This window comes from Nocardioides sp. Z40_12, from assembly GCF_058215795.1.
Genome location: NZ_JBZAJA010000005.1, coordinates 269,694 through 288,836 on the forward strand (window position 1 = coordinate 269,694; position 19,143 = coordinate 288,836).

Genomic DNA, 19,143 nt, shown 5'->3' on the forward strand with positions numbered 1-19,143 from the left:
CCGTGTCACCCCCGCGTTCACCGAGCAGTGCCACACTGACAACATGTCCTCCCCTCTCCCCCTCCACCTCGGCGCGAGCAGTGCGGAGGGGCCGGTCGAGGCCGCGCCTTTCGCCCACGCGCCCGACACCTTCGACGTCGAGCCGCCCTACGTCCCAGACGCCGAGACCGTCGCCGCGGTGGAGCAGTACGACGACCGCTTCCTGGACCGCGAGCTCTCCTGGCTGCGCTTCAACGAGCGGGTCCTGGAGCTGGCAGAGGACCCCTCCGTGCCGCTGCTGGAGCGCGCCCGCTTCCTGGCGATCTTCACCAGCAACCTCGACGAGTTCTTCATGGTCCGGGTCGCCGGGCTCAAGCGACGGATCGCGGCCGGGGTCGCCGTCCGGGCCGCCTCCGGGCTGCTGCCCCGGGAGATCCTGGAGCACATCTCGCGCCATGCCGGCGAGCTGATGCAGCGCCAGGCCAGGCTCTTCCTCGACGAGGTCATCCCGGCGCTGCGCGACGAGGGCATCGAGCTGGTCCGCTGGGACCAGCTGACCCGCGAGGAGCAGAAGTACTGCAAGCGGATCTTCAAGGAGCGGGTCTTCCCCGTGCTCACCCCGCTCGCGGTCGACCCCGCCCACCCCTTCCCCTACATCTCCGGCCTCTCGCTCAACCTGGCCGTGATCGTGCGCGACCCCGAGGCCGGCACCGAGCACTTCGCGCGGGTCAAGGTGCCCCAGATCTTCAGCCGCTTCGTGCCCCTGGGCAACCAGCGGTTCGTGCCGCTCGAGGACGTCATCCGCGAGCACCTCAAGCGGCTCTTCCCGGGGATGGAGGTCGTCCGCTCCCACACCTTCCGGGTCACCCGCAACGAGGACCTCGAGGTCGAGGAGGACGACGCCGAGAACCTCCTCAAGGCCCTGGAGAAGGAGCTGCTGCGCCGCAAGTTCGGCCCTCCGGTGCGCCTGGAGGTCGAGGACTCCATGAGCAACCGGATGCGCGACCTGCTCGTCTCCGAGCTGGGCGTCCAGCCCGACGAGGTCTTCGCCCTGCCGGGGCCGCTGGACCTGCGCGGGCTGCACGGCATCGCCGACCTGCCCCGCGAGGACCTGCAGTACCCGGCGTTCGTGCCCACCACCCACCCCCTGCTGGCCGAGGTCGAGTCCGCCTCGCCGGTCGACGTCTTCGAGGCCCTACGCCGTCACGACGTGCTGCTGCACCACCCCTACGACTCCTTCGCGACCTCGGTGCAGCGCTTCCTCGAGCAGGCGGCCGCCGACCCGCACGTGCTGGCCATCAAGCAGACCCTCTACCGGACATCGGGCGACTCCCCGATCATCGACGCCCTCGTCGACGCCGCCGAGGCCGGCAAGCAGGTGCTGGTGATCGTGGAGATCAAGGCCCGGTTCGACGAGCAGGCCAACATCCGCTGGGCGCGCAAGCTCGAGCAGGCCGGGTGTCACGTGGTCTACGGCCTGGTGGGCCTCAAGACCCACTGCAAGCTGGCGATGGTGGTCCGCGAGGACCCCGACGGGATCCGTCGCTACACCCACATCGGGACGGGCAACTACAACCCCAAGACCGCCCGCACCTACGAGGACCTCGGGCTGCTGACCTGCAACGACGCCATCGGTGAGGACGTCGCCCACCTCTTCAACAACCTCTCGGGGATCTCGCGCGACGCCACCTACGACACCCTCCTGGTGGCCCCCTCGACCGTCCGGAGCGGGCTGATCGACCAGATCCACGCCGAGGTGGCCCACCACCTGGCCGGCCGCCCCGCGCGGATCCGGATCAAGGCCAACTCGGTGGTCGACGAGGCCGTCATCGACTCGCTGTACCTCGCCTCCCAGGCGGGCGTGCCGGTGCAGCTGCTGGTCCGCGGCATCTGTGCCCTGCGCCCCGGCGTGCCCGGACTCTCGGAGACCGTGCAGGTGCGCTCGGTGCTGGGCCGGTTCCTGGAGCACAGCCGGATCTTCTGGTTCGAGAACGGCGGCGAGCCGACCGCCTGGATCGGCTCCGCCGACATGATGCACCGCAACCTCGACCGCCGGGTCGAGGTCCTGGTGCGGCTGCCCGACGACGCCAACCGCGACCGGCTCGGCGCGGTCCTCGACCTCGCCTTCGACCCCGGGACCCGCGCCTGGGAGCTCGGAGCCGACGGCGAGTGGCGCCGCCACCAGGGTGACGTGCACCTCCAGTCGGCGCTCATCGAGCGCCAGCGCCGGCGTCGCTGAGTCCGGAGGGAGGCCCTGACTTGCGTTCCGACGTCGTCGTGCCCGTAAAGTGAAGTCGTTCCCGTCCTGCTCACCAGGAGTTGTCCGTGGGTTTCAGGTTCCGCCCCGTCGAGTCTTCCTTCTACGACCTCTTCAGTGAGTTCGGCACCCACCTCGTGAGGGGCGCCGACATCCTCGCCGAGATGCTGTCGGACGAGTCCGACCGTGACGACGTCGCCCGGCGCATGCGCGAGGCCGAGCACGCCGCCGACGAGACGACCCACGCGATCATCCGCCGGGTCAACTCCACCTTCGTCACGCCGTTCGACCGCGAGGACATCTACGACCTCGCCTCGGGCCTCGACGACATCATGGACATGATGGAGGAGGCGGTCGACCTCATCCTGCTCTACGAGGTGCGCAACCTGCCCTCCGAGCTGTCCAACCAGGTCGAGGTCATCCAGCGCTGCGCCGAGCTGACCGCCAAGGCGATGCCGCGGCTGAAGTCGATGGCCGACCTCAACGACTACTGGATCGAGATCAACCGTCTCGAGAACAGCGGCGACAAGAGCTACCGGCGCATCCTGGCCAGCCTCTTCAGCGGCAAGTACGAGGCGCTGGAGGTGCTCAAGCTCAAGGACGTCGTCGAGTCCCTCGAGGGCGCCATCGACGCCTTCGAGAAGGTCGCCAACACGGTGGAGCAGATCGCGGTCAAGGAGTCCTGACCCGATGGAGCTCGCGATCGTCATCGCGGTGGTCGTCGTCGCCCTCGTCTTCGACTACACCAACGGCTTCCACGACGCCGCCAACGCGATCGCCACCTCGGTCTCGACCCGGGCACTGACGCCGCGGGTCGCGCTCGGGATGGCGGCCGTCATGAACTTCGTCGGGGCCTTCCTCGGCCAGAAGGTGGCCCACACGGTCTCCGACGTCATCGATCCGGGGCTGGGCAGCCATGCCCTGACCATCGTGATGGCGGGCCTGCTGGGCGCCATCGCGTGGAACATGATCACCTGGTACTTCGGTCTCCCCTCCTCCTCCTCGCACGCCCTGATCGGCGGCCTGGTGGGCGCCGCGCTGGCCGCGGGGGTCTTCGTCAAGTGGGACACCGTGGTCGCCAAGGTCGCGATCCCGATGATCCTCTCGCCGCTGGTCGCCTTCACGCTCGGCTTCGTGGTCATGCTCGGCATCATGTGGGCGGCCCGCCGGGCCAACCCCTCCAAGGCCAACCGGGGCTTCAAGATCGCCCAGACCATCTCCGCCGCCGCGATGGCGCTCGGTCACGGCCTCCAGGACGCGCAGAAGACGATGGGCGTCATCTTCCTCGCCCTGCTGGCCGGCGGCCACGTCTCCGAGGGCGACGGGCTGCCCCTGTGGGTGATCATCGCCGCGGCCACCGCGATCTCGCTCGGCACCTGGTCCGGCGGCTGGCGGATCATGCGCACCCTGGGCCGCCGGATCATCCACCTCGACCCGCCCCGCGGCTTCGCCGCCGAGTCGGTGGCGGCCTCGGTGCTCTACACCACCGCCTACGTGTGGGAGGCGCCGATCTCCACCACCCACACCATCACCTCCGCGGTGATGGGCGTGGGCGCCACCAAGCGCCTCTCCGCGGTGCGCTGGGGCGTGGCGAAGTCGATCCTCGCCGCCTGGATCCTCACCTTCCCGGCGGCCGGTCTGGTGGCCGCGATCTGCTACTGGATCGCCCACCTCTGGCTGCCGTGATCCTTCCGGGACCTTCGACCCCTATCCTTCTGCCATGATCTCGTCGACCGGCGGGCCCACGCCGGTCCAGCGGATCACCGCCACGGCCGTGCACGCCTACACCGCGGTCGGCTCCGTGCTGGCCCTGCTGATGGTGCACTTCTCCTACGAGGGCCGGGTCGAGCTGGTGCTCTGGCTCTTCCTCGTCGCGATGGTGATCGACGGCACCGACGGGATGCTGGCCCGGCGACTGCGGGTCAAGGAGGTGCTGCCGGGCTTCGACGGCGCACTGCTCGACAACATCGTCGACTACATCACCTACGTCTTCGCCCCGATGGTGCTGCTGTGGGCCAACGGCTACCTGCCGGAGGGGTGGCTGGGCGGCGTCTGCGCGGCCGTCCCGCTGCTGGCCTCCTGCTACCAGTTCTGCCGCACCGACGCCAAGACCGACGACCACTTCTTCCTGGGCTTCCCCAGCTACTGGAACATCGTCGCGTTCTACGCCGTCGTCCTCGGCCTCAGCGAGACCGTCACGGCCGCGCTGATCCTGGTGCTCGCCGTCCTGGTCTTCGTGCCGGTCAAGTACGTCTACCCCTCCCGCACCCCCGCGCTGTGGGCGGTCAACATGACGCTGGCGTCGCTCTGGCTCGTCCTCTTCGGTCTCATCACCGCCGACCTGCCCGACCCCCCCGACCTGCTGGTCGCCCTCTCGCTGGTCTACGTCGCCTACTACGTCGCGGTCAGCCTGTGGCTCACCGCCCGCAGCGCGGGTCGGACCGTGGTGGCGCACCGCGACGCCCGGCGCGAGCGCCAGCTCGTCTGACGCACTCCCCCGCGCCCGCCCGCCGTACGCCCGCCGCGCCCGCCCGCCCGCCGTACGTCATCACAACTGGTCGCCCGAGGCACCGCTGACGATGACGTCCCGCGGGAGGGGGCAGCCCCGCGAGGCGAGGGCCCGGGCGACCTGGCGGAAGAAGTCGTCGGGGGCCACGCGCAGGCCGAGCAGCGGCAGTCGCAGCACCAGCGCTCCGCGCATGATCATCTCGTTCTGGCGAAGCGCATCGGGCACCACCACCGAGGCCCACTGGTGGTGCGCGCCGTCGACCTCGACGACGACACCCCACTCCTCCCACATGACGTCGAGGAAGTGCGTGCCGTGGGCACTTCTGCGACGCACCTGCCGGGTGGGCTCCGGCAAGCCACGGCTCCGGCACTCGCGCGCGAAATCGAGCTCACCGAGGGCGCGCACGCCGTCGAGCAGGTCGAGCAGCAGCCCGTGGATGAACACCCTGCGCTTGTCGCGTCGTACGGCGAGCATGGCGACGCCCAGCAGCTCCGGGGTGGTCAGCCCCTGCTGGACGGCCATGGTGAGGATGAGCGCAGCCTGCCGCCGAGTCCGCGCCCAGAGCGCGGCACGGATCGCAGCCACGTGGGGCTGCGTCCTCGGCACGCCCTGCGGCACGACGTCAGCCGCGTTCCACCTCCGGGTCTGCCGCATGTCGACACCCGGTACCCGGGTGACCAGGGCACCGCGCGGCAGCGAGACGCGGATGCTGTCGGCATCGAACCCCTTGAGGCCTGCCGCGACGAGTGCGGAGCCGCCGTCGAGGCAGGCACGTGGTCCGGCCTCCAGCACCGCCACCCACTCCCTCGCCCGGTCGTCGAGAGGACCCGTGTGGACGGCGAGCGTCTGCCGCCCGGTCCGCCGCCAGCGCTCCGCGCGGACCTGGGCGCGGACCTCCGCCCGGGTGACGCCGGCGGCGTACAGCTGGCGACGGGACACGATGCCGGCCTGGGGCGCGGCCAGCGCGGCCGCCCGGCGGCGACGCGCGTGACGGAGCTCGATGGCGGGGCGCGGTCCCTGCGGTGACATGGTGACGAACCTGCCTGAGCAGGCACGGCGCTGCTCGCGCGAGCGCGCAGCCCTGTGGAGGAGTACGTCGTCCCCAGGCCGCCGCCGTCCCCGCGCCCTCTTCGGGCGTCATCGGGGGCGGCTCCCCCGACGACCGCTCGTGATGACGTCCCGCGGAGGCGGGCGGGAGGGCGGCTGCCGACGCCCGGACGTCATCGGGAAGGGCTGCCCCGACGACCGCTCGTGATGACGTCCCGCGGGAGGGGGCGGGGGGCGGGAGGGGGCGGGGCGGGTCAGCCGAAGCGGCCGGAGATGTAGGCCTCGGTGGAGGGGTCGTCGGGGTTGGCGAACATCTTCTGGGTCGAGTTGAACTCGACCAGGTGGCCCGGCTCGCCGGTGGCCTTGAGGTTGAAGAAGCCGGTCTCGTCGGAGACCCGGGCCGCCTGCTGCATGTTGTGGGTCACGATCACGATCGTGTAGTCGCTCTTGAGCTCGTGGATGAGGTCCTCGATGGCGGCGGTCGAGATCGGGTCGAGCGCCGAGCAGGGCTCGTCCATCAGCAGCACCTGGGGCTCGACCGCGATCGCGCGGGCGATGCAGAGCCGCTGCTGCTGGCCCCCCGAGAGGCCCATCCCGGGCTTGCCGAGCCGGTCCTTGACCTCGTTCCACAGGTTGGCGCCGCGCAGCGACCGCTCCACGATCTCGTCGGCCTCGGCCTTCTTCATCTTGCGCGCGTTGAGCCGGTTGCCGGCCAGCACGTTCTCGTAGATCGACATGGTGGGGAAGGGGTTGGGGCGCTGGAAGACCATCCCGATCTGGCGCCGCACCTCCACCGGGTCGACCCCGGGGTCGTAGAGCGACTGGCCGTCGACCACCACCTTGCCCTCGACCCGCGCGCCCGGGATCACCTCGTGCATCCGGTTGAGCGAGCGCAGGAAGGTCGACTTCCCGCAGCCCGACGGGCCGATGAACGCGGTCACCGACCGCGAGCGGATCGTCATGGTGACACCCTGGACGGCGAGGAAGTCGCCGTAGTAGATGTCGAGGTCGGAGATGTCGATGCTCTTGGCCATCGGTTCGTCGTTCTCTCTCTGGTGCTTCGTCGGGAAGGCGGGTCAGCGGCCGGTCTTGGGGGCGAAGCGCCGGCCGATCGCACGGGCCAGCAGGTTGAGCGTCATCACGATCGCGATGAGCACCAACGCGGCGCCCCAGGCCCGCTCCCGGCCGAACTCGGGCGGGATCCCCGGCTGCATGTAGGAGTAGTAGATGAAGACCGGCAGGGTCGCCATCCGCTCGGCGAACGCGTTGAGGTTCACCGAGTCGGTGTCGCCGGCGATGATGAGCAGCGGCGCGGTCTCGCCGGCGACCCGGGCCACGGCCAGCATCACCCCGGTGACGATGCCGGCCATCGAGGTCGGCAGCACCACCTTGGTCACGGTGCGCCACTTGGCCACGCCCAGGGCGTACGACGCCTCGCGCAGCTCGTCGGGCACCAGCTTGAGCATCTCCTCGGTGGAGCGGACCACGATCGGGATCATCAGCACCGCCAGCGCCACCGACCCACCGAACCCCATCCGGACCCCGGGGCCGAAGAAGAGCACGAAGAGCGCGTAGGCGAAGAGACCGGCCACGATCGAGGGGATGCCGGTCATCACGTCGACCAGGAAGGTGATCACCCGGGCGGTGCGGGTGCCGGCGCCGTACTCGACGAGGTAGATCGCCGCCATCACGCCGATCGGCACCGAGATCGCCGCCGCCCAGGCGGTGATGATCAGGGTGCCCAGGATGGCGTGGTAGATCCCGCCGCCCTCGCCGACGACGTTGCGCATCGAGAAGGTGAAGAACTCGCGCGACAGCGCCGGGACCCCGTTGCCGATCACCTGCCACAGCAGGCTGATCAGCGGCACCATGGCCAGCCCGAAGGCGCCCCACATCAGGGAGGTGGCCAACCGGTCGCGGGCCTTGCGCGAGCCCTCCACGGCGCCGGACCAGACCGGTAGCGCGACCAGGTGGGTGAGGGCCGCGACCAGCACGCCGGCGACCGGCCCCCAGCCGAGGACGACCATCGGCAGCGCTCCGACGGCGACAGCCAGGGCGAGGACCAGGGCCGGGGCCTGGGCGGGAAGCTGCGGGCGGACCAGCGGGATCGACCCGGCCGGCGCGGCGGCGGGAGCGGCGTCGCCCTCGCAGCCGGACGGCTCCGTGGCCGAGACGTCGGGCTGCGTCTTCAGGTGCGTCGGGGTCTCCATCTCAGCGACCTCCCTTCACGGCGCCCCGCGTGGCGATGAGCCGGGCGAGGAAGTTGACGACGAAGGTGACGACGAAGAGCACCAGGCCGGAGAAGATCAGCACGTTGACCCGCACCCCGGAGGCCTCGGGGAACCCGAGCGCGATGTTGGCGGCGATGGTCGACGGGTTGACCGAGGAGATCAGGTTGAAGGTGATCACCCCGGTCGCGGAGAGGACCATGGCGACCGCCATCGTCTCGCCCAGCGCCCGGCCCAGGCCGAGCATGACCGCGGAGATCATCCCGGACCGGGCGTAGGGGAAGACGGTCATCCGGATCATCTCCCACCGGGTCGCCCCCAGGGCCAGGGCCGCCTCCTGGTGGAGGGTGGGGGTCTGGGCGAAGATCTCGCGGCAGATGGCGGTGATGATCGGCAGCGCCATGATCGCCAGCACCAGGCCGGCGGTCAGGATGGACCGGCCGTTGGCCGGGCCCTCGAAGAAGGGCAGCCAGCCCAGGTGCTCGGCCAGCCACTCGTAGACGGGGTGGACGCGCGGGGCGAAGAACTGGATCCCCCACAGCCCGTAGACCACCGAGGGCACGGCGGCGAGCAGGTCGATCAGGTAGCCGATCGGCCTCGCCAGGCGCCGCGGGGCGTAGTGGGAGATGACCAGCGCCAGCGCGATGCTCAGCGGGGCCGCCACCAGGATCGCCAGCAGGGCAGCCAGCAGGGTGCCGAAGAGGAGCGGCCAGACGTAGACGACGATGTTGTCGGCGCCGATCCGCTCCGACGGGGCCGTGATGGCCGGGACGCCCTCGATGGTGAGGAAGAGGGCGACCCCGGCGAGGGCGACCAGGATGAGGATCCCGGCGGCACGCGCCAGCCCGGCGAAGACGAGGTCGCCGGTACGCCGCACCCTGACGGGGGCGGCAGCACGCTCGGTGGTTGCCGTGGGCACGAGGGTCCTTCCTGGTCCGGTCACGCGGGGAGGGCGGGGGTCACCCGGCGGAGATGGCGTCGACGTGGCGCTGCGCCTCCTCGGCGAGGGAGTCCGCGAGCGGCGCGGAGCCGGCGTTCTCCTGGGCGGTGGCCTGGCCCTCGTCGCTGAGGACGTAGGTCAGGTAGCCCTTGACCAGCTCGGCGGTGGCGGCGTCCTCGTAGGTGCCGCACGCCATCAGGTAGGAGGTCAGCACGATCGGGTAGACGCCGGCCTCGTCGGTCTCGTAGTCGAGGTCGAAGACCATGGAGGTCTCAGCACGGCCCTCGACCCGCGGGGAGACCTCGAGGATCTTGGCGGCGGCCTCGGCGGTCGGGGCCACGAAGTCGTCGCCCACCTGGACCCGGGCGACGCCCAGCTCCCCGGCCTGGCTGGCGTCGGCGTAGCCGATGCTGTTGACGCCGTTGCCGACCGCGGAGACGACGCCGGAGGTCTGGTTGGCGCCCTCCCCGGCCTTGATCGGCCACTCCTCCACCTCGCCGTGCGGCCAGGCGTCGGGGGCCACCACCGAGAGGTAGTGGGTGAAGTTCCCGGTGGTGCCCGACTCGTCGGAGCGGTGGACGGCGGTGATGGCGGCGTCCGGCAGGTCGGCGTCGGGGTTGGTCTCGACGATGGCCGGGTCGTCCCAGCGGGTGATCTTGCCGTTGAAGATCCCGGCGATCACCTCGGGGGTCAGGTTCAGCTCGTCGACGCCCTCGACGTTGAAGACGACCGCGATGGGAGAGACGTAGTTGGGGATCTCGATCGGCGCCGCGGTGCACCGCTCCGTGGCCGCGGAGAGCTCGCCCTCGTCGTCGTCGAGGTAGGAGTCGGAGCCGGCGAAGGCGAAGCCGCCGGACACGAAGCCCTCGCGGCCGCCGCCCGAGCCGGTGGGGTCGTAGTTGACGGTCACGTCGGGGTTGGCCTGCTGGAAGCCGGCGCGCCAGGCGTTCTGGGCGGCCTCCTGCGAGCTGGCACCACCCCCGTTGAGGGTGCCGGAGAGGCCGGACGGCGACTCGCCGTCGGCGGAGGCTTGCTCGTTGGCCGCGCCGCAGGCCGAGAGGGTCAGGGTCAGGGCCGCGATACCGGGGACGATCACCCGGCGGAAGGAAGTGCTCGTCACTTCGTTGTCTCCTGAGTCTTCATGAGTGCTGACAACAGGAGTGAAGACCGTCGAGGTGACCATCGCCCCGAGCGCCGGTGAACGCCGGGTGAACGGGGGTGGGGAGTTGGTCGAATCCCGCGCCCTCAGGCCCGGGGGGCGCCGAGCAGCTCGGTCGCGACCACCCGGCGACCGCGGTGGTGGACCACCACCATGCCGCCCTTCTCGAGCCGCGTCATCGGCAGCCCGAGGGCGGCCAGGACCTCGGGCAGCACCGGACGATGGGTGCACACCACCGCGCACTCCTCGGTGTCGAGCAGCCGGGTGACCAGCGCCGTCACCGACCGGGCGGTGGCGTCCTCCTCGCTGAGCACGTCGGTCGCCTCGATCGCCAGCCCGTCGGCGGCCAACGGCGCGACGGTGTCGACGCACCGGGTGGAGCTGGAGGTCACCACCCGGGTCACGCCGTACGCGTCGAGCACCGGGGCCAGCGCGTGGGCCTGCTCGGCGCCGACGTCGGTGAGCGGCCGCTCGCGGTCGTCGCCGTCCCACCCCTTGCGCGGCAGCGCCACCGCGTGGCGCAGCACCACCAGGGCCTCGGTGCGACGCCGCAGCCGCCGGGCGTGCTCCAGGGTCGTGCGATCGCGGGCGTAGGTCAGCCGGGAGGCCGCCTTCGACCACGGCACCCACGCGACGCGGTCTATCTCGCCGGCGCGGGTGTAGTGGTCGACCGCGTCGTCCCCGCGCACCCGGGCCGCCCAGTAGTGCACGACCTTGTCGCGCCCGCCGGTCTCGTAGCGCTGGCGCGGCAGCGGCACCCCCAGGCGCACCCGCAGCCCGGTCTCCTCCTCGACCTCGCGCACCGCGCAGGCCGGCAGCTGCTCGCCGGGGTCGAGCTTGCCCTTGGGGAAGGACCAGTCGTCGTAGCGGGGGCGGTGCACCAGGAGCACCTCGTGGCCCGGGCGGCTGACGACCGCGCCGGCGGCCACGATCTCCGCACCCCCGATGGGGCCCTGCGCCGGCATGACGGCAGTCTCACACACCGGCGACGCCGGGAGGAGGAGCGCGGCCGCTCAGCCGGCCAGGTCGCGGCGGCGCAGCCCGGCCAGCCCGACGCCGGCCGCCGCCACGGCCAGGGCGAGCACCACCGTCGCGGGCACCGGGTCCCAGGAGTCGGCCGGGAGCAGCGGCAGGTGCCAGAACGGGGAGAGGCCCGCGACCGCGTCCGGCAGGTCCAGCAGGTCGCCCAGGTAGGACTGGAGGAGGGCGAAGGCGAAGAACGCCCAGGCCAGCACCGTCCCGCGCGGCCACCACCCCAGGAGCAGCACCGCCGAGGCGGCCACCAGCAGCACCGCCGGCACGGTCGCCAGGCAGGCGCCCAGCAGCGGCCAGAAGAGGCCGGGGTCACCGGAGACGAGGGCATGCGTGCCGGCCATGCCGACCCCCACCAGCAGCATCACCAGCAGGGTCCCGCCGACGGTGACGCCCAGCTGCCCCGCCGCCCACCGGGTCCGGGAGACGCCCGTGGCCAGCACCACCTCGGCCCGGCCGTCGGTCTCCTCGTGGCGCAGCCGCATCGCGGAGGAGACGGCGTACGCCGAGGCGAGCACGGCGAGGAGCGAGACGGCGAAGCCGAAGTAGCCGCGGACCACGTCGTCGAGCCCGCTCCCGATGACCTCGGCGATCTCGGGGTTGGAGGCCACCAGGGTCTCCACCTCGCGGCCGACCGCCCCGAAGAGGCAGCCCATCGCCAGCAGGCCCGCTGCCCAGCCCAGCGTCATGCCCCGCTGTACCCGGAGCGCCAGCCCGAACGGGGTGCCCAGCGAGGCCGGGGCCCGTGGTCGACCACCCCGCGGCTGCAGCAGCCCGGCGCCGAAGTCCCGGTGCGCGGCCAGCCACGCCGCGCCGGCCAGCACCAGCGCGGCGAAGGCGAGGAGCAGCAGGAGCGGCCACCACCGCTGGTCGCCGTAGGCCCGCACGCCCTCCTGCCAGCCGAACGGCGAGAGCCAGACGAGGCCGTCGCCGCGGACCGCACCGACGCCGCGGAGCAGGAAGAGGAGACCCAGCACCGCGATCGTCAGCCCCAGCGCGGCCCGGGCCGAGGAGGCCACTTGCGCCGCGACCGCGGCCACGGCGGTGAAGGCCAGCCCGACGCCGACCAGCGCGGCCCCGTGGAGCAGCGAGCCGCTCGCCGGGAGGCCGGCGGCGAGGAGCACCGCGGCGTCCAGCAGACCGACGAGCAGGCAGGCGCCGGCGGCGACCAGCAGCGTCGCCGCGATGGCCGCGTGCCGACCGAGCACCGTGCTGCGCAGCAGCTCGGCGGCGCCCGACTCCTCCTCGGCCCGGGTGTGCCGGACCACCAGGAAGGTGACCATCAGCGCGACCAGCACCCCCGAGGTGGCGGTGAGCTCGTAGGCGGTGATGCCGCCCAGGGTGTCCACGGCGTACGGCGTCCCGTTGAGGAGCTTGCCGGCGGCGCTGCTCTCGACGGTGGCGCGGTAGCCGGCCACCTTGACGGGGGTGTCGTAGAGGGACTGCAGGGACGCCGCCGAGACGGCGGTGAGCGCGGTGAGGCCCACGACCCACAACGGCAGCCGGACCCGGTCGCGGCGCAGCGCGAGCCGGACCAGGTGACGGGTGCCGGTCAGGTCGCTCACGGCTCGATCCGCTCGCCGTACTGCTGGAGGAAGAGCGCCTCCAGGGTCGGGGGGTGGGCCTGCAGGGAGAGGAGGCCGGCCTCGGAGAGGTGGCGCAGCGCCTCGCCGATGCGGGCGGAGTCGACCTCGAAGGAGACCCGCCCGTCCTGGTGCTGCACGTGGTGGACGCCGGCGACCTCGTCGAGCCCGGCGGCGGGCCGCGCGGTCTCCGCGACCACGGTGGTGCGGGTCAGGTGCCGCAGGTCGGCGAGCGACCCGGTGAGCACGTTGACGCCCGCGCGGATGATGCTGACCCGGTCGCAGAGCGCCTCCACCTCGGCGAGGATGTGGCTGGAGAGCAGCACCGTGGCGCCCTCGGCACGCATCTCGTGCACCACCCGCTGGAACTCCGCCTCCATCAGCGGGTCGAGCCCGGAGGTCGGCTCGTCGAAGAGGTAGAGCTCGACCCGGGAGGACAGCGCAGCGACCAGCGCGACCTTCTGGCGGTTGCCCTTGGAGTAGGTGCGCGCCTTGCGGGTGGGGTCGAGCTCGAAGCACTCGAGCAGCTCGGCGCGCCGCCGTTCGTCGAGCCCGCCGCGCATCCGCCCCAGCAGGTCGATCACCTCGCCCCCGGTCAGGGTGGGCCAGAGGTTGACGTCGCCGGGCACGTAGGCGAGGCGGCGGTGCAGCTCGGCGGCCTCGCGCCACGGGTCGCCGTCCAGCAGCCGGACCCGCCCCTCGTCGGCGCGCAGCAGCCCGAGCAGCACCCGCATCGTGGTCGACTTCCCCGACCCGTTGGGCCCGAGGAAGCCGTGCACCTCGCCGGTCTCCAACCGCAGGTCGAACCCGTCCAGAGCCCGCACGGTGCCGAAGGTCTTGACCACCCGCTCGATCTCGATCGCGCTCATGTGCCCACTCTGGCAGCGGGACGACCGGGTGGGGAGACGCCCGGGTTTGCGCCTCGCTAACGGAAGCGGCGCAGGCGGAGGCTGTTGGTCACCACGAAGACCGAGGAGCAGGCCATCGCGGCGCCGGCGAGCATCGGGTTGAGCAGGCCGGCCGCGGCGAGCGGGAGGGCGGCGACGTTGTAGGCGAAGGCCCAGAACAGGTTGCCCTTGATCGTCGCGAGGGTGCGCCGGGAGAGCCGGACGGCGTCCGCGGCGGCGCCGAGGTCGTCGCGGACCAGCGTCAGGTCGCTCGCCTCGATCGCCACGTCGGTGCCGGCCCCCATCGCCAGGCCGAGGTCGGCCTGCGCCAGGGCGGGGGCGTCGTTGACGCCGTCCCCCACCATCGCCACCACCCGGCCCTCGTCCTGGAGCCGCTTGACCACGTCGACCTTCTGCGCGGGCAGCACCCCGGCGACGACCTCGTCGATCCCCACCTGGGCGGCGACCGCACGGGCGGCGCCCTCGTTGTCGCCGGTGACCAGCAGCGGACGCAGGCCCAGGCGCCGCAGCTCCGCGACGGCGGCGGCCGAGCCCTCCTTGACGGTGTCGGAGACCACCAGCACGCCCCGCACCCGGCCGTCCCAGCCGACCGCGACCGCCGTACGCCCCTGCGACTCGGCGGCCTCGACCGCCGCGGCCAGGTCGCCCGGCAGGTCGCCGTCGCCGACGGTGGAGGCACGGCCGACGGTCACCACCCGGCGCTCGCCGTCGACGTCGACGACCGCGCGCGCCCCCAGCCCGGGCAGCACCTCGAACTCCTCGGCCGCCGGACGGTCCGGGGTCGCCTCGACCACGGCCCGCGCGATCGGGTGCTCGGAGCCGGACTCGACGGCCGCGGCGAGCGCCTGCAGCCGCTGGCGGTCCTCACCGGCGCCGGCCACCACGTCGACCAGCGACATCCGGCCGGTAGTCACGGTGCCGGTCTTGTCCAGCACCACGGTGTCGACCCGGCGGGTCGACTCGAGCACCTCCGGCCCCTTGATCAGCACCCCCATCTGGGCGCCGCGGCCGGTGCCGACCAGCAGCGCGGTGGGAGTGGCGAGGCCGAGAGCGCAGGGGCAGGCGACGATGAGCACCGAGACCGCGGCGGTGAAGGCGGCACTGGTGGTGGCGCCGGCGCCGAGCCAGAAGCCGAGGGAGGCCGCGGCCAGCAGCAGCACCAGGGGGACGAAGACGCCCGAGACCCGGTCGGCCAGTCGTTGCACCTCGGCCTTGCCGGACTGCGCGTCCTCGACCAGCCTGGCCATCTGCGCCAGCTGGGTGTCGCCGCCGACCCGGGTGGCGCGCACCAGCAGCCGCCCGCCGGTGTTGACGCAGCCGCCGATCACCTCGGAGCCCGCGCCCACCTCCACCGGCACCGACTCGCCGGTGACCATCGAGGCGTCCACCGCCGAGGTCCCGGTGACCACGACGCCGTCGGTGGCGATCCGCTCGCCGGGGCGGACGACGAACTCGTCGCCGACGACCAGCTCCTCGACCGGGACCCGGGTCTCCACGCCCTCGCGCAGCACCGCCACCTCGCGGACGCCGAGGTCGAGCAGGGCGCGCAGCGCGGCGCCGCTGGCCCGCTTGGCCCGCTTCTCGAACCAGCGGCCGGCGAGCAGGAAGGTGGTGACGCCGGCGGCGACCTCCAGGTAGAGGTTCATCGTCGGGTCGCCGCGGGCGATGGTGAGCTCGAACTCGTGGGTCGTGCCCGGCTCGCCGGCCGAGCCGAGGAAGAGGGCGTAGAGGGACCACCCGGTGGCGGCGAGCACCCCCATCGAGACCAGGGTGTCCATGGTCGTCGCCCCGTGGCGCAGGTTGGTCCAGGCGGCCCGGTGGAAGGGCCAGGCGCCCCAGGTCACTACGGGCGCGGCGAGCACCAGGGAGGCCCACTGCCAGTGGTCGAACTGCCAGGCCGGCACCATCGACAGCACGATCACCGGCAGCGAGAGCAGGGCCGACCAGATCAGCCGGGTGCGCAGCGCCTCGACCTCGGCGTCGCGCCGGTCGGGTGCGGTGGCGGCCCGCTCCTCGGACGCCGAGGGCGGGGGCGCCGGCAGCGCGGCGGAGTAGCCGGCCGCGGCCACGGTCTCCAGGAGCACCTCGGGGGTGACCGACTCCGGGATCCGCACCTTCGCCTTCTCGGTGGCGTAGTTAACCGAGGCGGTGACGCCGTCGAGCTTGTTGAGCTTGCGCTCGATGCGGTTGGCGCAGGAGGCGCAGGTCATCCCGGAGATCTCGAGCTCCAGGTCACGCGTGGGCTCCATCTGGCCCACCGTCTGGTCAGTGGTCATGGCTCCCCTCCTGGTGCTCGTCCCCGGCCCCGTCGCCGGCGGGCGCGCCGCCGGCCGTCACGGTGAAGTCGGCGGTGCGGACGCTCCCCTCGTGCTTGAAGTCGAGGAAGAGCCGGTAGGTGCCTGCGGTCGGGAAGGTGGTGGCGAAGGTGATCTCGGGCCCACCCGGGCCGGTGCCCTCACCCTCGGGGTGCACGTGGAGGTAGCCGAGGTCGCCGGCGCGCAACGCGACCAGGTGGCCGTGGGCGCCGAGGTAGGGCTGCAGGTCGGCGACCGGCCGCCCGGCACGGCGTACGGCCAGGGTCAGCTCGGTCGCGGCGCCGGGCGCGGTGTCGCCGGTCAGGGTGACCTCGTAGTCCCCCACCCGGTCGCGGAACCTCTCCCGCTGCTCCCCGGCCGGAGCGAACCGCCCGGCGACCGCGAGGTCGTCGGCGAGCGTGACCTGCTCCCAGCCCGCGGGGACCAGGTCGGCGATCACCCGCCAGGTGCCGGCGGTGAGGTCGGCCCGGGTCGTCCAGACCCCCGTCTCGGGGTCGAGGACCGGGTGCAGGTGCTGGAAGCCGACGAGGTCGCGGCGCACCACGATGAGGTGCAGCTCCTTCTCGTGCTGGGTCTCGTAGTCGAGCAGCGGACGCCCGCTGGAGGTCTCGATGGTGAAGTCGAGCCGGGTCCCGCGGCCGGCCGGGAGAGTGCGGTCGGCCAGCGCGAGGGTGAAGCCGTCGGCACGGGCGGTGAGCCCGGAGACGTCGTGGCCGGCGGCCTCCGGGTCGTGGGACGACTCGGCGTGCTCGGAGTCGGCGTGCCCCGTGTCGGCGTCCCCCGTCTCGGTGTGCCCCGTGTCGTCAGTGTGCTCGGTGTTGTCGGGGTGCGCGGCAGGCTCCGCGTCGAGCGGGCCGACGGCGCGGCCCACCCCGGCGGCCAGGGCGAAGGCCAGGACCAGCGCGCCCACGAACGCGGCGACTCTCGACGGCGTGCTCATCCTCGACCTCCTCGCCCAGGGACTCGTGCGGTGACTCGTGTGCTGCGGGGGTCAGGCCAGCGCGTAGCCCGCCTCCTCGACGGCGCCGCGCACGGCGGACTCGTCGACGGGCTGCTCGCTGGTGACGGTCAGGGCGCCGGTCTCCAGGACGACGTCGACGGCCTCCACGCCGGGCACCTCGCTGACCTCCTCGGTGACGGAGGCGACGCAGTGCTGGCAGGTCATACCGGTGACGGTGAAGGTGGCGGTCTGGGACATGGGCCCTCCTGGGGTGGTGGTCAGGACTTCACGAGGCGGGCGATGGCCGCCACTGCCTCGTCGATCTTGGGTTGGGCATCGCCCGCGCGGGCGGCGTCGACCACGCAGTGGCTCAGGTGGTCCTCCAGGAGACCGAGGGAGACGGCCTGGAGCGCCTTCGTCATCGCGCTCACCTGGGTGAGGATGTCGATGCAGTACTTCTCCTCCTCGACCATCCGCTGCAGCCCCCGCGCCTGCCCCTCGATGCGGCGCAGGCGGGCGAGGTAGTCGTCCTTGCCCTGGATGTAGCCGTGGTGGTGCTCCATACCGTCCAACGTACCCCTGGGGGGTACCCGTATCAAGGCGACGGTGCACCCGACAGGAAGGCCCCGCCACCAGGTGACGGGGCCCGGACAGGACCGAGGTGCGGCGCCGGCAGCGCGGCGCCGGAGTCTCAGCGCTGGTGCGGCACGGGAGCGACGCCGAGGATGCGGTCGATCTCCTCGGTGGTCAGGCGGTCGTCGGACTCGCTCGCGGCAATGATCAGCGTCGTCGTGAGCTCGACCTCGCCAATGAGGTCACCATCCTCGAGAGTCACATCGAACGGATCGTGCACGTGGTGAGCCTCCTCACGGATGGATGAGTCCGGATTTCGTGGACAGTGAGCCCGAACCCGCGGACTGCTTGTTCTAGCGTGCCCCTTTTGTGGAACCCGAAACAGTCGATCCCCCAAACATCCCCCAACTGAGGGAGACGCTTCTGACCCACTCGGGGCCTTGACAGGGCGCCCGGTCACATGTCCGAGCGCTGAGACAAGTCTACAAGCGCGGACCTCGCGACCGAAGAGGGCGCTCACCCGGGAAGCCGGCCGACATGCCACACCCTGAGACGGACCGAGGCCCCGTCCTTGCGGACGGGGCCTCGGCACGAAGTCGTGGAACAGGTGCTCCACGTTCGAGAATCACACAGCGCGGACGTTCTCCGCCTGCGGGCCCTTCGGCCCCTGGGTGACGTCGAACTCGACCTTCTGGTTCTCGTCGAGGGACTTGTAGCCCTGCGTCTGGATCGCCGAGTAGTGCACGAAGACGTCGTCGCCGCCGTCCTCCTGCGCGATGAAGCCGAAACCCTTCTCGGCGTTGAACCACTTCACGGTGCCTTGAGCCATTGCTCTGTTACTCCTGTTATCGGGCGAGAGGCCGTCACTTCGACGACCCCGCATCAGATGCGGTGACACGTCGCTCCGACCCGGGGTATCGCACTCGAGAAGAAACGCCGTTGGATCACAAACTCCGCGGGCGTCTACCTGCTGGAACTTGCACCTGTTGCACCAACAACACTACCAACAAAGCGCCTCATGGCCAGATCCCGAGCGGATGAAATCCCATCGATTGGGTGAACTTCTCGTTTCAGGGTGATCACAGCGCACCCGCCGAGGCCCTCCTTGCGCTAGCCGCCGACATCGAGCCGCCCCTTCTCCATCTCCCGGGTCAAGGCCCTCAGGAACTCCACCACCGCCGGGCGGGCCTCCGGCGGCACGGCGGCGGCGATCTCCTTCATCCGCTGGTGCATGGCGTCGAGGTGCTCGTGCATCTCGCGCCGGGCGCGGGCGGTGGGGACCAGCAGCACGGAGCGGCGGTCGGCGGGGTGCGGCACCCGCTCGAGGTGGCCCGACCCCACGAGCCGGTCGACCAGGCCGGTGGTGGCGGCGGTGGTGATCTGCAGGTGGTCGGCGAGCTTGCGGGGGGTGACGCCGTGCGGCTGGGGGGCGCCGGCGTCCTCCGCCTCCTGCACCCGCCGGATCACGTGGCGCAGCGCCTGCAGGTCGGTGGTGTTGACCGCCATCGAGCTGCCGACCCGGCGACGCATCTCCCGGTCGGCCCGGACCAGGTGCCGCACGGCGCGCAGCAGCTCGGTCTCCGCACCCGAGTACCCGGTGGTCATCCGGGTACTCGAGGAGTCAGCGTCGTCGGTCACGAAAGTATCTTAGTCAGTTGATATCTAGATTGCCT

The 19,143-nt window shown here is 72.0% G+C and carries 19 protein-coding genes; 4 read left to right on the plus strand and 15 right to left on the minus strand.

What is annotated here, in order from left to right:
* Positions 1 to 43: 43 nt before the first annotated feature.
* The 4 genes from AC4BG9_RS11955 (at position 44) to AC4BG9_RS11970 (ending at position 4,724) form a co-directional block, all read left to right on the plus strand.
* Positions 44 to 2,218, plus strand: a complete 2,175-nt coding sequence (locus tag AC4BG9_RS11955; RefSeq protein ID WP_490571320.1) for an RNA degradosome polyphosphate kinase — start codon at positions 44 to 46, stop codon at positions 2,216 to 2,218.
* Between the two features lie 86 nt (positions 2,219 to 2,304).
* Positions 2,305 to 2,922: a DUF47 domain-containing protein gene (locus AC4BG9_RS11960; protein ID WP_490571321.1), complete on the plus strand. Its 618-nt coding sequence runs from the start codon at positions 2,305 to 2,307 to the stop codon at positions 2,920 to 2,922.
* 4 nt (positions 2,923 to 2,926) lie between these two features.
* Entirely contained in the window at positions 2,927 to 3,922 is a 996-nt protein-coding gene (locus tag AC4BG9_RS11965; RefSeq protein ID WP_490571322.1) for an inorganic phosphate transporter, read from the plus strand.
* Between the two features lie 34 nt (positions 3,923 to 3,956).
* Entirely contained in the window at positions 3,957 to 4,724 is a 768-nt protein-coding gene (locus tag AC4BG9_RS11970; protein ID WP_490571323.1) for a CDP-alcohol phosphatidyltransferase family protein, read from the plus strand.
* A 60-nt stretch (positions 4,725 to 4,784) separates the two neighbouring features.
* Here AC4BG9_RS11970 and AC4BG9_RS11975 read toward each other — a convergent pair whose 3' ends face one another.
* The 15 genes from AC4BG9_RS11975 to AC4BG9_RS12045 all read right to left on the minus strand — a co-directional run bounded on the left by AC4BG9_RS11975 (position 4,785) and on the right by AC4BG9_RS12045 (position 19,108).
* Entirely contained in the window at positions 4,785 to 5,774 is a 990-nt protein-coding gene (locus AC4BG9_RS11975) for a hypothetical protein (protein ID WP_490571324.1), read from the minus strand.
* A 272-nt stretch (positions 5,775 to 6,046) separates the two neighbouring features.
* A complete protein-coding gene (gene pstB / locus AC4BG9_RS11980) occupies positions 6,047 to 6,826 on the minus strand; it encodes a phosphate ABC transporter ATP-binding protein PstB (RefSeq protein WP_490571325.1) in 780 nt (259 codons plus the stop codon).
* Positions 6,827 to 6,868: 42 nt separating this feature from the next.
* Entirely contained in the window at positions 6,869 to 8,002 is a 1,134-nt protein-coding gene (gene pstA, locus AC4BG9_RS11985) for a phosphate ABC transporter permease PstA (RefSeq protein WP_490571326.1), read from the minus strand.
* Between the two features lies 1 nt (position 8,003).
* A complete protein-coding gene (gene pstC, locus AC4BG9_RS11990) occupies positions 8,004 to 8,939 on the minus strand; it encodes a phosphate ABC transporter permease subunit PstC (protein ID WP_490571327.1) in 936 nt (311 codons plus the stop codon).
* A 40-nt stretch (positions 8,940 to 8,979) separates the two neighbouring features.
* Positions 8,980 to 10,080, minus strand: a complete 1,101-nt coding sequence (gene pstS, locus AC4BG9_RS11995; protein WP_490571328.1) for a phosphate ABC transporter substrate-binding protein PstS — start codon at positions 10,078 to 10,080, stop codon at positions 8,980 to 8,982.
* Between the two features lie 125 nt (positions 10,081 to 10,205).
* On the minus strand, positions 10,206 to 11,084 hold the full coding sequence (locus AC4BG9_RS12000) for an NUDIX hydrolase (protein WP_490571329.1): 879 nt from the start codon (positions 11,082 to 11,084) through the stop codon (positions 10,206 to 10,208).
* A gap of 48 nt (positions 11,085 to 11,132) precedes the next feature.
* A complete protein-coding gene (locus AC4BG9_RS12005) occupies positions 11,133 to 12,716 on the minus strand; it encodes an ABC transporter permease (RefSeq protein WP_490571330.1) in 1,584 nt (527 codons plus the stop codon).
* Positions 12,713 to 13,603, minus strand: a complete 891-nt coding sequence (locus AC4BG9_RS12010) for an ABC transporter ATP-binding protein (RefSeq protein ID WP_490571331.1) — start codon at positions 13,601 to 13,603, stop codon at positions 12,713 to 12,715. The genes AC4BG9_RS12005 and AC4BG9_RS12010 overlap by 4 nt, the downstream gene beginning before the upstream one ends.
* 56 nt (positions 13,604 to 13,659) lie before the next feature.
* Entirely contained in the window at positions 13,660 to 15,918 is a 2,259-nt protein-coding gene (locus tag AC4BG9_RS12015) for a heavy metal translocating P-type ATPase (RefSeq protein WP_490571332.1), read from the minus strand.
* Positions 15,908 to 16,897, minus strand: coding sequence for a DUF8832 domain-containing protein (locus tag AC4BG9_RS12020; protein ID WP_490571333.1), 990 nt, complete (start codon positions 16,895 to 16,897; stop codon positions 15,908 to 15,910). Before AC4BG9_RS12020 ends, AC4BG9_RS12015 begins: the two co-directional genes overlap by 11 nt.
* 51 nt (positions 16,898 to 16,948) lie before the next feature.
* On the minus strand, positions 16,949 to 17,155 hold the full coding sequence (locus tag AC4BG9_RS12025; protein ID WP_490571334.1) for a heavy-metal-associated domain-containing protein: 207 nt from the start codon (positions 17,153 to 17,155) through the stop codon (positions 16,949 to 16,951).
* Positions 17,156 to 17,175: 20 nt separating this feature from the next.
* Complete coding sequence (locus tag AC4BG9_RS12030) at positions 17,176 to 17,460, minus strand: metal-sensitive transcriptional regulator (protein ID WP_490571335.1); 285 nt, start codon at positions 17,458 to 17,460, stop codon at positions 17,176 to 17,178.
* Between the two features lie 128 nt (positions 17,461 to 17,588).
* On the minus strand, positions 17,589 to 17,750 hold the full coding sequence (locus AC4BG9_RS12035) for a hypothetical protein (RefSeq protein WP_490571336.1): 162 nt from the start codon (positions 17,748 to 17,750) through the stop codon (positions 17,589 to 17,591).
* Between the two features lie 345 nt (positions 17,751 to 18,095).
* Positions 18,096 to 18,299, minus strand: coding sequence for a cold-shock protein (locus AC4BG9_RS12040; protein ID WP_068108172.1), 204 nt, complete (start codon positions 18,297 to 18,299; stop codon positions 18,096 to 18,098).
* A 281-nt stretch (positions 18,300 to 18,580) separates the two neighbouring features.
* Complete coding sequence (locus AC4BG9_RS12045) at positions 18,581 to 19,108, minus strand: MarR family winged helix-turn-helix transcriptional regulator (protein WP_490571337.1); 528 nt, start codon at positions 19,106 to 19,108, stop codon at positions 18,581 to 18,583.
* Positions 19,109 to 19,143 lie beyond the last annotated feature (35 nt).